Raw genomic sequence first — 14,702 nt, 5'->3', positions numbered from 1 at the left:
ATATTCAATTTTTAAAATCTTTCAATCATTAAATAAAAAAGTATAAATGGCTTCAAACAAAAAATACTGGAAAAGTGTTGAAGAACTAAAAGGTAGTTCTGTTGTTGAAACGCTGAATAAAAACGAATTTGTAGAAAATATTCCTACAGATGATTTTTTAGGTGATAAAGAAACACTTGAGAACTCCTCTACTTCACGTAGAGATTTTTTAAAGTATGTTGGCTTTACAACAGCAGCAGCTTCATTAGCTGCTTGTGAAGGACCGGTTATTAAATCGATTCCTTACGTTGTAAAACCAAACGATATTATTGCTGGTGTTGCAGATTGGTATGCTACTTCTATGGCAGATGGTTATGACTTTGCAAGTGTTTTGGTTAAAACACGTGAAGGTCGTCCGATTCAAATAATGCCAAATAAAGAAGCAAACGGAACAACAAGCGCTAGAGTGCAAGCCGCGGTTCTTTCTTTGTATGATGAGCAATTACGTTTAAAAGAACCAACTAAAAATGGTACTGCTATTTCTTGGGCGGAAGCTGATACAGAAATAGGACAAAAATTAAATAGCTTAAAAGAAGCTGATACTAAAGTTGTTTTATTAACAGGTACAATGGCGAGTCCATCAACAGATAAAATTGTTGGTGAATTTTTAGCGACGTATCCAAATGCAAAACATGTTGTTTATGATGCAATTTCTGAAGATGCTTCAGTAGATGCAATGGAAACAATGTACGGTAGAAGAGCTTTACCAAATTATAAATTAGAAAATGCAGAGACAATCGTTTCTTTTGGGGCTGATTTCTTAGGTGATTTTCACGGAGGTTTTGAAAAAGCGTATGTTGCTGGTAGAAAACCAGAATCAGGTAAAATGTCTTACCATGTTCAGGTAGAAAGTAACATGTCTCTTACTGGAGCAAATGCAGATAAGCGTATTGTTGCAAAACCATCTGATGTAGTTTTTGCTTTATTGAATTTATATAAAGAAATTACTGGAGAGTCTATAGCTTCTAATGCTACACCTATTGATGCAGAAATTAAGAAGTTAGCAAAATCACTTAAAAAAGCAGGTTCGAAAGGAGTTGTAATGACAGGTGTTAATGATAAGAACGCACAGTTAATCTCTTTAGCAATTAACAATGCTTTAAGTAGTGAGATTTTAGATACTAAGAATTCATTAAATATTCGTCAAGGTAATTTTGAAGAAGTTCAAAATGTAATTTCAGATATGAAATCTGGAAATGTTGGTGGTATTTTTACTGTGAATGTAGATCCATCATATTCATTACCAAATGCGGCTGAATTTACAGAGGCATTAGCAAAGGTAGATTTAAAAGTAGCTTTATCAGTAGAAAATAGTGATACAGTAGCTGCAATGGATTATGCATTGCCAGCGCCACACTTCTTAGAGTCTTGGGGTGATACTCAGTTTTCTGAAGGGGATTATGGTTTAATTCAACCTACCATTCAACCATTATTTAAAACGCGTCAAATTCAGGATACGTTATTAAAATGGTCAGGAAGTTCAACTTCATATTATGATTATTTAAAATCTTTCTGGTCTACAGAAGTTTTAGATGGATCTTCTTGGAACAAAGCTTTACATAATGGTTTTTACAATAAAACTATTTCTGAGACTAGAAATGCTATAAGTGAAATTTCAATTTCAGAAGTAGCATCCGCATTAAAGAAAAGTACAGCAACTTCAGGAATGGAGTTGAATTTATATATTAAAACTGGTTTAGGAGACGGTAAGCAAGCAAACAATCCTTGGTTACAAGAATTCCCAGATCCAATTACTAGAGCTTCTTGGGATAATTACTTAACCATGTCTATGGCAGATGCTAGAGAGTTAGGTTTTTCTAATCCTGTGAAAGATAATGGTGCTATTAATGGTGATTATGCCAAAGTATCTTTAAACGGCGAAGAAGTTGTTGTTCCAGTAATGGTGCAACCAGGTCAGGCAAAAGGTTCTGTAGGATTGGCTTTAGGTTTTGGAAAGACTTTTGGTTTAAAAGAAGAAATGCAAGTAGGTGTTAATGCATATCCTTTATATAAAGGGGGGAATAACATTCAATATAATGTTGCTATAGAGAAAGTAGCCGGAACGCATAAGTTTGCTTGTACACAAGTACAAAAAACAATTGCAGGACGTCACGATATTCTAAAAGTAGCAACTTTAAAAGAATACAATACAGTAGCGCCTAAAGATCATGACAATGGTTGGAACAAGCCGGCGTATGTGTCTTACGACCATAAAGAAGTTGAAGCTAAAACAATTGATTTATGGGAGGAGCACAACAGAGAAATTGGCCATCACTTTAATTTATCTATAGATTTAACATCTTGTACAGGTTGTGGTGCTTGTGTTGTTGCATGTCATGCAGAAAACAATGTACCTGTTGTAGGTAAAAATGAAGTTAGAGTTGGTAGAGATATGCACTGGTTGCGTATTGATAGATACTATTCTTCAGAAGTTGAAACTCGTGAGGAAGCTAAGGAAATGGGGCTAAGTGGAGGAGACTTATATAAAGCTTTAGAAACGGAAGCAGAGAATCCTGAAGTTACTTTTCAACCAATGATGTGTCAGCACTGTAATCATGCTCCTTGTGAGACGGTTTGTCCAGTAGCAGCTACATCTCATGGTCGTCAAGGTCAAAACCAAATGGCATATAACAGGTGTGTAGGTACAAGATATTGTGCAAACAACTGTCCATATAGAGTTCGTCGTTTTAACTGGTTTCAATATTCAGATAATAAAGAGTTTGACTTTAATATGAATAATGATTACGGTAAAATGGTGTTAAATCCAGATGTTGTAGTTCGTTCTAGAGGAGTTATGGAAAAATGTTCTATGTGTATTCAAATGACACAAGCAACTATTTTAAAAGCTAAAAAAGAAGGAAGAGCTGTAAACACAGACGAATTTGAAACAGCTTGTTCATCAGCATGTACAACAGGAGCTATGGTTTTTGGAGATATAAATAACGATAAAGACGAAGTAGCAGCATTATCAGAAGATAAAAGGGCTTATCACGTATTAGATTATCTACAGACAAAACCAAATGTAGTGTATCAAGTGAAAGTTAGAAATACAAACCAAGCGTAATTAAAATTTAAGCTATAAAAATATGTCTCATTACGAAGCACCCATAAGGGAACCTTTAGTATTAGGTGATAAAAGTTACCACGATATTACCGAAGACATTGCGAAACCTATAGAAGGTCAAGCAAATAAAAACTGGTATATCGCATTTTATATTTCTTTGGCAGCAATGCTTTGGGGATTTGGATGTATTTTCTACACGGTAGGAACAGGTATTGGAGTTTGGGGATTAAACAAGAACATTGGATGGGCTTGGGATATTACCAATTTTGTATGGTGGGTAGGTATTGGTCATGCAGGAACATTAATCTCTGCAGTACTTTTATTATTCCGTCAAAAATGGAGAATGGCAATTAACCGTTCTGCAGAAGCAATGACAATCTTTGCTGTTTTTCAAGCTGGATTGTTTCCAATTATTCACATGGGACGTCCATGGAATGCATTTTGGGTATTACCGCTTCCAAATCAATTCGGATCATTATGGGTGAATTTTAACTCACCTTTATTATGGGATGTTTTTGCAATTTCAACGTATTTATCTGTATCATTAGTTTTCTGGTGGACAGGTTTATTACCAGATTTTGCAATGATTAGAGATAGAGCTGTAAAACCTTTTCAGAAGAAAATATATGCTTTATTATCATTCGGTTGGTCTGGTAGAGCAAAAGATTGGCAACGTTTTGAAGAAGTATCATTGGTACTTGCAGGTTTAGCAACACCATTAGTACTTTCTGTACATACAATTGTATCTATGGATTTTGCTACTTCAATTAACCCAGGTTGGCACTCAACAATATTTCCACCTTATTTTGTAGCTGGAGCAATCTTTTCTGGATTTGCAATGGTACAAACCTTATTAGGAATTATGAGAAAAGTTACTAATATGGAAGATTATATTACACGTATGCACGTAGAATATATGAATATTGTAATTATCCTAACTGGTGGAATTGTAGCTGTGGCTTATGCAACAGAATTTTTCATTGCTTGGTATACAGGATCTCCTTATGAGAACTATACGTATTTATCTGTAGGTGCTGCAACAGGACCTTATGCATGGGCATTTTACTCGTTATTATTCTTTAATATCTTAACACCACAGATATTATGGTTTAAAAAGATTAGAAGAAGTTTTATATGGTCTTTTATCATTTCAATATTTATTAATATTGGTATGTGGTTTGAGCGTTTTGATATTATAGCAATTGTATTAAGTAAAGGTCACTTACCATCAACTTGGTGGCGTTTTGAACCAACATTTGTAGATGTAGGTATTTTTATTGGTACGATAGGATTTTTCTTTGTATTATTCTTATTATATGCAAGAACGTTCCCTGTTATCGCGCAAGCGGAAGTAAAAACAATATTAAAATCTTCAGGTGAATATTACAAGAAGAGAAGTGAACAAGGAATCCCAACTAAACCTGCAATTGTTGTTTTAAATGCAGAAAGTAAGAAGGAAGATTCTGATAACAATTTAAACGGATAATTATGGAATCATCAAAAGTTATTCACGCGTTTTATAATGATGACGAAATTTTGTTAGATGCAGTAAAAGCTGTGAAAGCAAAACATCATCATATTGAAGAAGTATTTTGTCCTTTTCCAGTTCATGGTTTAGATAAAGCCATGGGATTAGCACCAACTAGACTTGCTATTACAGCATTTTTCTACGGAATTACCGGTTTAGCTTTTGCTATCTGGATGACAAACTACATGATGATTGAAGATTGGCCACAAGATATTGGTGGTAAACCAAACTTTTCATGGTGGACAAATATGCCTGCCTTTGTACCAATTATGTTTGAATTAACAGTGTTTTTTGCAGCGCATTTAATGGTACTTACTTTTTACATGAGAAGTAGAATTTGGCCATTTAAAGAAGCTGAAAATCCAGATCCAAGAACTACAGATGATCATTTTTTAATGGAAATCCCTGTACATAATAATGAAGAGGAATTAACATTATTATTGTCTCAAACAGGAGCAGTAGAAATTAATATCGTAGACAAGCACTAATATATAGATAATGAAGAATTTTAAATTAATTATCGCTTTAGTAGTTTTTGCAAGTAGTATATCTTGTAATGACAAAAAAATAAGACAGTTACAATACATGCCAGACATGTATGAATCTGTACCTTATAATGCAGATGGCGCAGAAGGTTTAGGTGGCGAACCTGTAAATAGTAAACCTGTTACTGGTACAATTGCAAGAGGAGGAACTCCAGCTTATGATATTCCAGATACTACGGAAGGTTATGAGGAAGCTAAAACAACTTTAAAATCACCTTTAGATGCTACTGAAAAGAATTTAGAAAATGGTAAGAAGATGTATGCAATTTATTGTGTTTCTTGTCATGGTAAAAAAGGAGATGGAAATGGTTATTTATCTACCTCAGATAAATTTTTAGGAATTCCGAATTATAAAGACAGAGATATCACAGAGGGAAGTATTTATCATGTATTAATTCATGGTAAAAATTTAATGGGCTCGCACTCATCTCAATTAACGTACAAAGAACGTTGGCAAGTAGTACAATACGTAGAACAATTACGTATAGATTTATTAAATTAATTAATTACAAAAAGATAGAATACGAAAGATATGTATCAATTCTCAGGTAAATTAAAAACAGTATCATTAGCACTAATTTTATTAGGTGCTTTAGGTATAGCCTATAGCTTTTTATCAGCACCAAAAACAATTGAAGACGCTAAAGAAATTATAGCGAATCAAAGTTCCCATGGAGATAGTCATGGAGCATCTCATGCTGATGTAACTATAGAAGAACATAAAATCGAAATGGTTGAAGAAGCACATGCTAATGACAAGGATAGTCATCAAGAAGTAGCTGATGAAAATCACGGTGAAATAAAAGAAGCTCATACAGAAGCTGGTTCTCATGATGTAAATCATGAAGATGAACATGCAGAACATGTATTACATCAATTACAAAATAAACCTTGGTCTGCTTTGTATGTAGCATTGTTTTTCTTCTTAGGAATCTCTTTATTAGTACTTGCTTTTTATGCATCACAAAGAGTAGCACAATCAGCTTGGTCTGTTGTTTTATTTAGAGTAATGGAAGCAATAACGGCTAATTTAGTACCAACATCTATTGCAATGTTGTTTGTAATTGGTGCAGCAGTTATGCATTACAATCATATGTTTCCTTGGATGGCAGATGGAATTTTTGATACTACAAGTCCTAATTATGACGCAATAATAGACGGTAAATCTTGGTGGATGAATGTACCAGGTTGGGCTATTAGAAGTGTTGTATATTTAGCAATATGGAATGCTTACAGATTTATTATTCGTAAAGGTTCTATTGCAGAGGATACTGCAAATGATGAAAATAAGACGTACAAAAGAAACTTTAATGCATCAGTTATTTTCTTATTCCTTTTTATGATTACAGAATCATTAATGTCTTGGGATTGGATTATGGGGTTAGACCCACACTGGTTCTCTACATTATTTGGATGGTATGTTCTAGCGAGTTTATTAGTTAGTGCATTAACCGTAATTGCATTTGTAACAATCTATTTAAGATCAAAAGGGGCTTTACCTTTAGTAAATGATAGTCATATTCATGATTTAGCAAAATTTATGTTTGGCTTCTCTATATTTTGGACCTACTTATGGTTCTCTCAATTTATGTTAATATGGTATGCAGATATTCCAGAAGAAACTACTTATTTTGTAGCTAGATTTAATGAATATAAATTACCTTTTTTAGCAATGGTTGTTATGAACTTTGTTTTTCCAATATTATTACTACTTAATAGTGATTTTAAAAGTATTCCTTGGTTTATTGTAATTGGTGGTTTGGTAATATTAGGAGGGCATTATGTAGATGTTTTTGTAATGGTTATGCCTGCAACTGTTGGTGCTCAATGGTCATTTGGTATACCAGAAATTAGCGGCTTATTGTTTTTCTTAGGTATCTTTATTTATACCGTATTTAGTGCATTTGCAAAGGCGAATCCTGCACCACAAGGAAATCCATTTTTGAAAGAGAGTGCGCAATTTCACTATTATAATATTGAACACAGAGGAGAAGGATCAGTAGATCATTAATAAATAATTAAATTAAAATAATTAAGACGAGATAAATATGCTAGCTCTATTTTATATTTTTATAGGTGTCGCAATCGGTGTAAGTTTCTGGCAATTAACCAGAATAATGAACTTAAGAGGCGTAATTGCTACTGATCAGGATAATGCAACACAAGGAAAATTTGCCCTTGCTTTTTTGGCTTTTTTCTACGCAATAATGGTTTATTGTTTAATAGCCATGAATGTTATTATGTTACCAGAATCTGCTTCTATTGAGGGAGAACATGAAGATAAATTATTTAATATTACATTTTGGTTAATTGGTATTGTACAATTTTTAATGCAATTTTTTATCTTTTACTTTACCTTTAAGTATAGAGGTTCTAAAGATAAAAAAGCAAAATTTTATGCAGATAGCCATAAATTAGAGCTTATCTGGACGATTACTCCAGCAATTGTTTTAGTTGTTTTAATGGGATATGGCCTATGGCAATGGAATAATATAATGGATTTATCTGATGATAAAGAAGCTGTTGTAATAGAAGTATATTCTCAACAATTTAGATGGGATGCGCGTTATGCAGGTGAAGATAATACCTTAGGTTTAGGAAATGTAAACTATATCGACATCAACAGCTTAAACACAATGGGTGTTGACATGACTGATAAAAACTCATTAGACGACATACAAGTAACTGAGTTGTATTTACCTAAGGGTAGAAAAGTTCATTTTAAATTCCGTTCTCAAGACGTATTGCATTCCGCATATATGCCTCACTTTAGAGCACAAATGAATTGTGTTCCAGGGATGGTTACAGAATTTGGTTTTACACCTAAATTTACTACTGAAGAAATGAGACTACAACCCGAAGTGATTGCAAAAACAAAGGGTATTAACAAAATAAGAAGCGCTAAAGGAGAAGACCTTTATGAGTTTAATTATTTGTTATTATGTAATAAAATTTGTGGAGCGTCACATTACAACATGCAAATGAAAATTACTGTTGTAGAAGAAGACGAATACAACAAATGGATTGCAGAGCAACCAACATTGGCTTCAGTTATTAAAAAAATTAATTAAGATACTACAAATAAATATTATGTCAGAACATCATCATAAAGAAACATTTGTAACAAAATATATTTTTACCCAAGATCATAAAATGATTTCCAAACAGTTCTTAGTAACTGGTATGTTTATGGGAATTATTGGTGTATTTATGTCTATGTTATTCCGTATGCAAATTGCATGGCCAGAAACATCGTTTTCTATTATAGAAGCTTTTTTAGGGCACCATCAAACAGATGGAATAATGAACCCAGACATTTACCTAGCAATTGTAACAATTCATGGTACAATAATGGTATTCTTTGTTTTAACTGCAGGATTAAGTGGTACATTCTCTAACTTATTAATTCCATTGCAAATTGGAGCTAGAGATATGGCTTCTGGTTTTTTAAATATGGTTTCTTATTGGTTATTCTTCTTATCAAGTATAATCATGGTTATTTCATTATTCGTTGAAGCAGGACCTGCATCTGCAGGATGGACAGTTTATCCTCCATTAAGTGCATTACCACAAGCAATTCCAGGTTCTGGAGCAGGTATGACTTTATGGTTGGTTTCTATGGCCATATTTATTGCTTCTTCTTTAATTGGATCTTTAAACTATATTGTTACTGTTTTCAATTTAAGAACAAAAGGAATGAAAATGACAAGATTGCCATTAACAATATGGGCATTCTTTGTTACAGCAATAATTGGTGTTGTTTCGTTCCCTGTACTATTATCAGCTTCTCTATTATTAATTTTTGATAGAAGTTTTGGAACTTCATTTTACTTGTCAGACATTTTTATTTCTGGTGAAGTATTGCATTACCAAGGAGGATCACCGGTATTATATGAACACTTATTCTGGTTCTTAGGACATCCAGAAGTATATATTGTATTATTACCAGCTTTAGGTATTACATCAGAAATTATATCTACAAATTCTAGAAAACCAATTTTTGGATATAGAGCAATGATTGGTTCTATTATAGCAATTGCATTTTTATCTACAATTGTTTGGGGTCACCATATGTTTATCTCAGGAATGAATCCTTTCTTAGGATCTGTATTTACATTTACAACACTATTAATTGCAATTCCATCAGCAGTAAAAGGATTTAATTATATTACTACTTTGTGGAAAGGGAATTTACAATTAAACCCGGCAATGTTATTTTCTATTGGATTAGTTTCAACATTTATAACAGGAGGTTTAACAGGATTAGTTTTAGGAGATTCAGCCTTAGATATTAATGTTCACGATACGTATTTCGTTGTTGCACATTTCCACTTAGTAATGGGTGTTTCTGCAATTTTTGGAATGTATGCAGGTATTTATCACTGGTTCCCAAAAATGTATGGTAGAATGATGAATAAAACATTAGGATATTGGCATTTCTGGATTACTATTATTTGTGCTTATGGAGTATTCTGGCCAATGCATTTTATCGGTTTAGCTGGTTTGCCAAGAAGATATTATACAAATACAAACTTTCCAATGTTTGATGATTTAGCAGATATTAATGTTGTAATCACACTATTTGCATTAGTAGGAGGAATTGCTCAAATTATATTTATTGCTAACTTTTTTATCTCTATTTATAGAGGACAAAAAGCAACGAAAAACCCATGGAACTCTAATACATTAGAATGGACAACTCCTGTTGAGCATATTCATGGAAACTGGCCAGGTAAGTTACCAGAAGTTCATAGGTGGGCTTATGACTACAGTAAACGTGTAGACGCTAAAGATGATGATAGTGATTATTTACACGGACAAGATTTTGTTTTACAAACAACTCCTTTATTAGAGGGTGAGGAGCCTTCTTAATATAAAAAAAATATAATTAATATAAAAACCTTTCCATTTTCGGAAAGGTTTTTTACTTTGTAACAAAACTTACAAAAAATGTAATTTAAAATCATTTATCTTTGTAGTTATGAACGAAAACTTGAATCCTGAAAATAGTAACTTTACAAATGAAGAATTAGATGTAGAAAAAAAATTACGTCCTCTTTCCTTTGATGATTTTACTGGACAAGATCAAGCTATTGATAATTTAAAAATATTTGTTGAAGCTGCAAATCAACGGGATGAAGCATTAGATCATACACTTTTTCATGGACCTCCAGGATTAGGTAAAACAACTTTAGCTCACATCTTGGCAAATGAATTACAAGTAGGAATTAAGGTTACTTCTGGTCCTGTTTTAGACAAACCAGGAGATTTAGCTGGTTTGCTTACAAATCTAGATGAGCGTGATGTTTTATTTATTGATGAAATCCATAGATTAAGCCCTATTGTAGAAGAATATTTATATTCTGCAATGGAAGATTACAAGATTGATATTATGATTGAGTCTGGCCCAAATGCTAGAACAGTTCAAATTAATTTAGAACCATTTACTCTAATTGGTGCAACAACTCGTTCAGGATTGTTAACAGCACCAATGAGAGCTCGTTTTGGAATTAGTAGTAGATTACATTATTATAAAACAGAATTACTAACTACAATTATACAAAGAAGTGCTTTTATTTTAAAAGTAGCAATTTCTATGGAAGCTGCAATTGAAATTGCAGGTAGAAGTAGAGGAACACCAAGAATAGCAAACGCTTTATTACGCAGAGTTAGAGACTTTGCACAAATAAAGGGAGACGGAAACATTAGCATAGGAATTGCAGAATATGCTTTAAAAGCGTTAAATGTAGATGCCCATGGTTTAGATGAAATGGATAATAAAATCTTGTTAACTATTATAGATAAATTCAAAGGCGGACCTGTAGGATTAAGCACAATTGCAACTGCGGTTAGTGAAAATACAGAAACGATAGAAGAAGTGTATGAACCTTTCTTAATTCAACAAGGTTTTATTATGAGAACACCTAGAGGAAGAGAAGTAACAGAATTAGCATACAAACATTTAGGAAGAACAAAAGGTAAAAATCCAGGAGAACTTTTTTAAGTACATGAAAATAAAAAAAATAATACCAATTTTAGAGTGGCTTCCAAACTACAATTCATCTCGTTTTAAAGGAGATTTTGTTGCTGGGGTTACGGTTGGTATCATTTTAATTCCACAAGGAATTGCCTATGCTTTAATTGCAGGTTTGCCGCCAATTTATGGTTTGTATTGTGCTTTAGTTCCTCAATTAATATATGCTATTTTTGGTTCCTCAAGACAAGTAGCAATTGGTCCTGTTGCAATGGATTCTTTAATTGTAGCAACCGGAGTTTCTACGTTAGCTTTAGCAGGTTCTGGTAGTTATATTTCTATGGCTATTTTATTAGCGTTAATGGTTGGAGCAATTCAATTTTTAATGGGAGTTTTTAGCCTAGGTTTTATTGTTAATTTTTTATCTAAACCAGTAATTACAGGTTTTACATCTGCTGTAGCTTTAACTATTGGTATAAATCAATTCAGAAATTTATTAGGCGTAGATTTTGTTCAAAGTGATCAAATACAAATTATTTTAGAAGATGTTTGGTTTCAAATTTTAGATTTTAATGAGCATACAACTATTATAGGATTCATATCTGTAGTTGTAATTATTATCTTTAGAAAAATTAATAAGAAGATTCCAAATGCACTTATTGTAGTAATATTTGGAATTTTAACTATGAAATATTTTGGAAAAAGTTTTTCTGATGTTTCAATTGTAAAAGATATTCCTTCAGGTTTACCAAAATTTGGCATTCCAGAATTTGACCTCGATCAAATTAGAGAATTATTACCAATTGCTATAACTTTAGTAATGGTTGGTTATCTAGAAACCATTTCTATTGGTAAATCTTTAGAAGCAAAACAAGATGAATACAGAGTAAGACCAAATCAAGAATTAATAGCTTTAGGTTTAAGTAATATGGTAGGTTCTTTGTTCAAAGCATATCCTACAACATCTAGTTTTTCGCGTTCTGCAATCAATCAAGAAAGTGGAGGAACAACTGGTATGTCTGCATTAATTTCTGTTTTAATGGTGGTTTTAACACTCTTATTTTTAACACCTTTATTTTATCATTTACCAAAAACAGTGTTAGCAGCAATTATTATAGTTGCAGTATTTGGTTTGATAAATTTTAAAGAAGCAGCATTTTTATGGAAAGCTAATAATTTAGATTTTTGGTTAATGATGGCAACTTTTCTTTCAACTTTACTATTAGGAATAGAATATGGAATTATAGTTGGAGTAGGGTTATCATTAATAATTTTAATCTTTAGAACATCTAGACCCTATGTTACAGAATTGGGAAAAGTTCCTGAGTCTGATTTTTACAGAAATAAAAATCGTTTTAATGAGGTTTTAATTGAAGAAGATGTGTTGGTTTTTAGGTTTGATGCACAATTATTTTATGCAAATTCTAATTATTTTAGAGATAAATTAGACGATATGGCAGCAGAAAAAGGAAAGGCATTAAAATTGATAGTTCTAGATTCAGAAAGTATTAATAGAATTGATAGTACAGGTGTAGAAATGCTAAAAGAACGAATTAAATATTATCATAAAAGAGGAATCTCATTTTATTTTGCGGGAGTTAAAGGGCCTGTAAGAGATTTATTGTTTAAAGGTGGACTTTTAGAGATTATAGATATTAATCATTTTTTTATGCGTGATAATGATGCAGTTAATTTCTATAAAACGGGTAATAGAGACCATCAAGAGAAATACTCTAAGTATATACACCAATCATACAAATAACAAATAATAGTCATGATTATAGAACAAATTTATACAGGATGTTTAGCACAAGGTGCATATTATATAGAAAGTAATGGAGAAGTAGCAATTATAGATCCATTAAGAGAGGTACAAGATTATATAGATAGAGCAGAAAAAAATAATGCAAAAATAAAATACATTTTTGAGACACATTTTCATGCAGATTTTGTGAGCGGACATGTTACACTTGCAGAAAAAACGGGAGCTAAAATTATTTTTGGTCCAACCGCAAAAACAAATTTTGATGCTATTATTGCAGCGGATAATCAAGTTTTTAAGGTAGGCGATATTACAATAACAGTTTTGCATACTCCAGGTCATACGTTGGAGAGTTCTTGTTACTTATTAAAAGATAAAAATGGTAATGATTATGCTTTATTTAGTGGCGACACCCTTTTTTTAGGAGATGTTGGGCGTCCCGATTTAGCTCAAAAAGGAGCTGTTTCTGAAGAAGATTTAGCGGGTTATTTATATGATAGTTTGCGAAATAAAGTGATGACTTTAGCTGATAATGTAATTGTATATCCTGCTCATGGTGCAGGTTCTGCTTGTGGAAAAAACTTAAGTAAAGAAACTGTGGGTACAATTGGTAATCAAAAAGAAACTAATTATGCCTTAAGAGCAGATATGAGTAAAGAAGAATTTATTAAAGAAGTTACTGATGGTTTACTTCCTCCACCAGCATATTTCCCTCTTAATGTAAAATTAAATAAAGAAGGATATAAAGATATTGATGATGTTATTAAAAATAGTGCAAGACCTTTGTCTGTTAAAGATTTTGAACTAATTGCAAATGAAACTGATGCACTAATATTGGATGTAAGACATCAATCAGAATTTGTACAAGGATTTATTCCTCAATCAATTTTTATAGGTTTAGGAGGAACATTTGCTCCTTGGGTTGGCGCATTAATTAAAGATATTACACAACCAATTTTATTAGTTACGCCTGTTGGAGAAGAAGAAACAGCGATTACACGTCTTTCTAGAGTTGGTTTCGATAATGTTTTAGGGTATTTAGACGGTAGTTTTAATTCTTGGAAGAAAGCAAATAAAGAAATAGATACTATAAAATCTATATCAGCAGCTGTTTTAGAAGAAGAAATAAAAGAAAATGTACCGGTTTTTGATGTTAGGAAACCAGGCGAATATGAAAGCGAGCATATTAAAGATGCAGAAAGTACTCCTTTAGATTTCTTAAATGATCATATTGCAGAATTCCCAAAAGAGAACACTTTTTATGTGCATTGTGCAAGTGGTTATCGTTCTATAATTGCAGCTTCTATTTTAAAAGCTAGAGGTTTTCATAATGTAATTGATGTTACAGGAGGTTTTGTAGCAATTAAAAATACTGGAATAGAAAAAACAGCTGCAGTTTGTCCATCAACTTTAAAATAAAAAAATGAAATATTTAATAGGTGTAGTTTTAGTGACTTTATTTTTTGTGAATTGTGATAAACAACAAGAACTAAAATCAATTTCTATAATTGAATTAAAAGCTTTATTAGAAAAAGAAAATATTCAGTTGTTAGATGTAAGAACAGAAAATGAAGTAAAAGAAGGGTTTATAAAAACAGCGATTTTCGCAGATTTTTATGATGATAATTTCTACACGAAATCAACAAAGCAGTTAGAAAAGAAGAAGCCAGTTTATATTTACTGCAGAAGTGGGAATAGGAGTGGTAAAGCACTTAAAATATTACAAAAAAAAGGGTATGATGCCTATAATGTTTTAGGCGGATATTCTAAATGGAAAACAGAAAATTAAA

11 protein-coding genes are annotated in these 14,702 nt (G+C 32.2%); all 11 read left to right on the top strand.

The genetic code is table 11. The annotated features are described in order from the left end of the window. Nucleotides 1-46 precede the first annotated feature (46 nt). The 11 genes from BTO04_RS07880 (at nucleotide 47) to BTO04_RS07830 (ending at nucleotide 14,701) form a co-directional block, all read left to right on the top strand. On the top strand, nucleotides 47-3,103 hold the full coding sequence (locus BTO04_RS07880) for a TAT-variant-translocated molybdopterin oxidoreductase (protein WP_087563980.1): 3,057 nt from the start codon (nucleotides 47-49) through the stop codon (nucleotides 3,101-3,103). A 22-nt stretch (nucleotides 3,104-3,125) separates the two neighbouring features. Next, the gene (gene nrfD, locus BTO04_RS07875; RefSeq protein WP_087563979.1) at nucleotides 3,126-4,589 is read left to right on the top strand and encodes an NrfD/PsrC family molybdoenzyme membrane anchor subunit; all 1,464 of its coding nucleotides are present in this window, start codon (nucleotides 3,126-3,128) and stop codon (nucleotides 4,587-4,589) included. Nucleotides 4,590-4,591: 2 nt separating this feature from the next. Next, nucleotides 4,592-5,119, top strand: a complete 528-nt coding sequence (locus BTO04_RS07870; protein ID WP_087563978.1) for a DUF3341 domain-containing protein — start codon at nucleotides 4,592-4,594, stop codon at nucleotides 5,117-5,119. A 10-nt stretch (nucleotides 5,120-5,129) separates the two neighbouring features. After that, a complete protein-coding gene (locus tag BTO04_RS07865) occupies nucleotides 5,130-5,678 on the top strand; it encodes a cytochrome c (RefSeq protein WP_198342042.1) in 549 nt (182 codons plus the stop codon). Nucleotides 5,679-5,708: 30 nt separating this feature from the next. Further along, on the top strand, nucleotides 5,709-7,187 hold the full coding sequence (locus BTO04_RS07860; protein WP_087563977.1) for a quinol:cytochrome C oxidoreductase: 1,479 nt from the start codon (nucleotides 5,709-5,711) through the stop codon (nucleotides 7,185-7,187). Between the two features lie 37 nt (nucleotides 7,188-7,224). Next, nucleotides 7,225-8,247 (top strand): cytochrome c oxidase subunit II, encoded by a 1,023-nt coding sequence (locus BTO04_RS07855; RefSeq protein ID WP_087563976.1) that lies wholly within the window; start codon nucleotides 7,225-7,227, stop codon nucleotides 8,245-8,247. Between the two features lie 19 nt (nucleotides 8,248-8,266). Further along, nucleotides 8,267-10,048 carry a cbb3-type cytochrome c oxidase subunit I gene (locus tag BTO04_RS07850; RefSeq protein ID WP_087565359.1) on the top strand — a complete coding sequence of 594 codons (1,782 nt, stop codon included), beginning with the start codon at nucleotides 8,267-8,269 and terminating at the stop codon, nucleotides 10,046-10,048. Nucleotides 10,049-10,157: 109 nt separating this feature from the next. Next, nucleotides 10,158-11,180: a Holliday junction branch migration DNA helicase RuvB gene (gene ruvB, locus BTO04_RS07845; RefSeq protein ID WP_087563975.1), complete on the top strand. Its 1,023-nt coding sequence runs from the start codon at nucleotides 10,158-10,160 to the stop codon at nucleotides 11,178-11,180. Between the two features lie 4 nt (nucleotides 11,181-11,184). After that, entirely contained in the window at nucleotides 11,185-12,912 is a 1,728-nt protein-coding gene (locus tag BTO04_RS07840; RefSeq protein WP_087563974.1) for a SulP family inorganic anion transporter, read from the top strand. 12 nt (nucleotides 12,913-12,924) lie between these two features. Further along, a complete protein-coding gene (locus BTO04_RS07835; protein WP_087563973.1) occupies nucleotides 12,925-14,331 on the top strand; it encodes a rhodanese-like domain-containing protein in 1,407 nt (468 codons plus the stop codon). Nucleotides 14,332-14,335: 4 nt separating this feature from the next. Further along, a complete protein-coding gene (locus tag BTO04_RS07830; RefSeq protein ID WP_232455872.1) occupies nucleotides 14,336-14,701 on the top strand; it encodes a rhodanese-like domain-containing protein in 366 nt (121 codons plus the stop codon). Nucleotide 14,702: the final 1 nt, after the last annotated feature.

The organism is Polaribacter sp. SA4-10, from assembly GCF_002163835.1.
In the GTDB taxonomy this organism is placed as follows: Bacteria; Bacteroidota; Bacteroidia; order Flavobacteriales; family Flavobacteriaceae; genus Polaribacter.
This window is presented reverse-complemented; position numbering and strand designations above follow the sequence as displayed.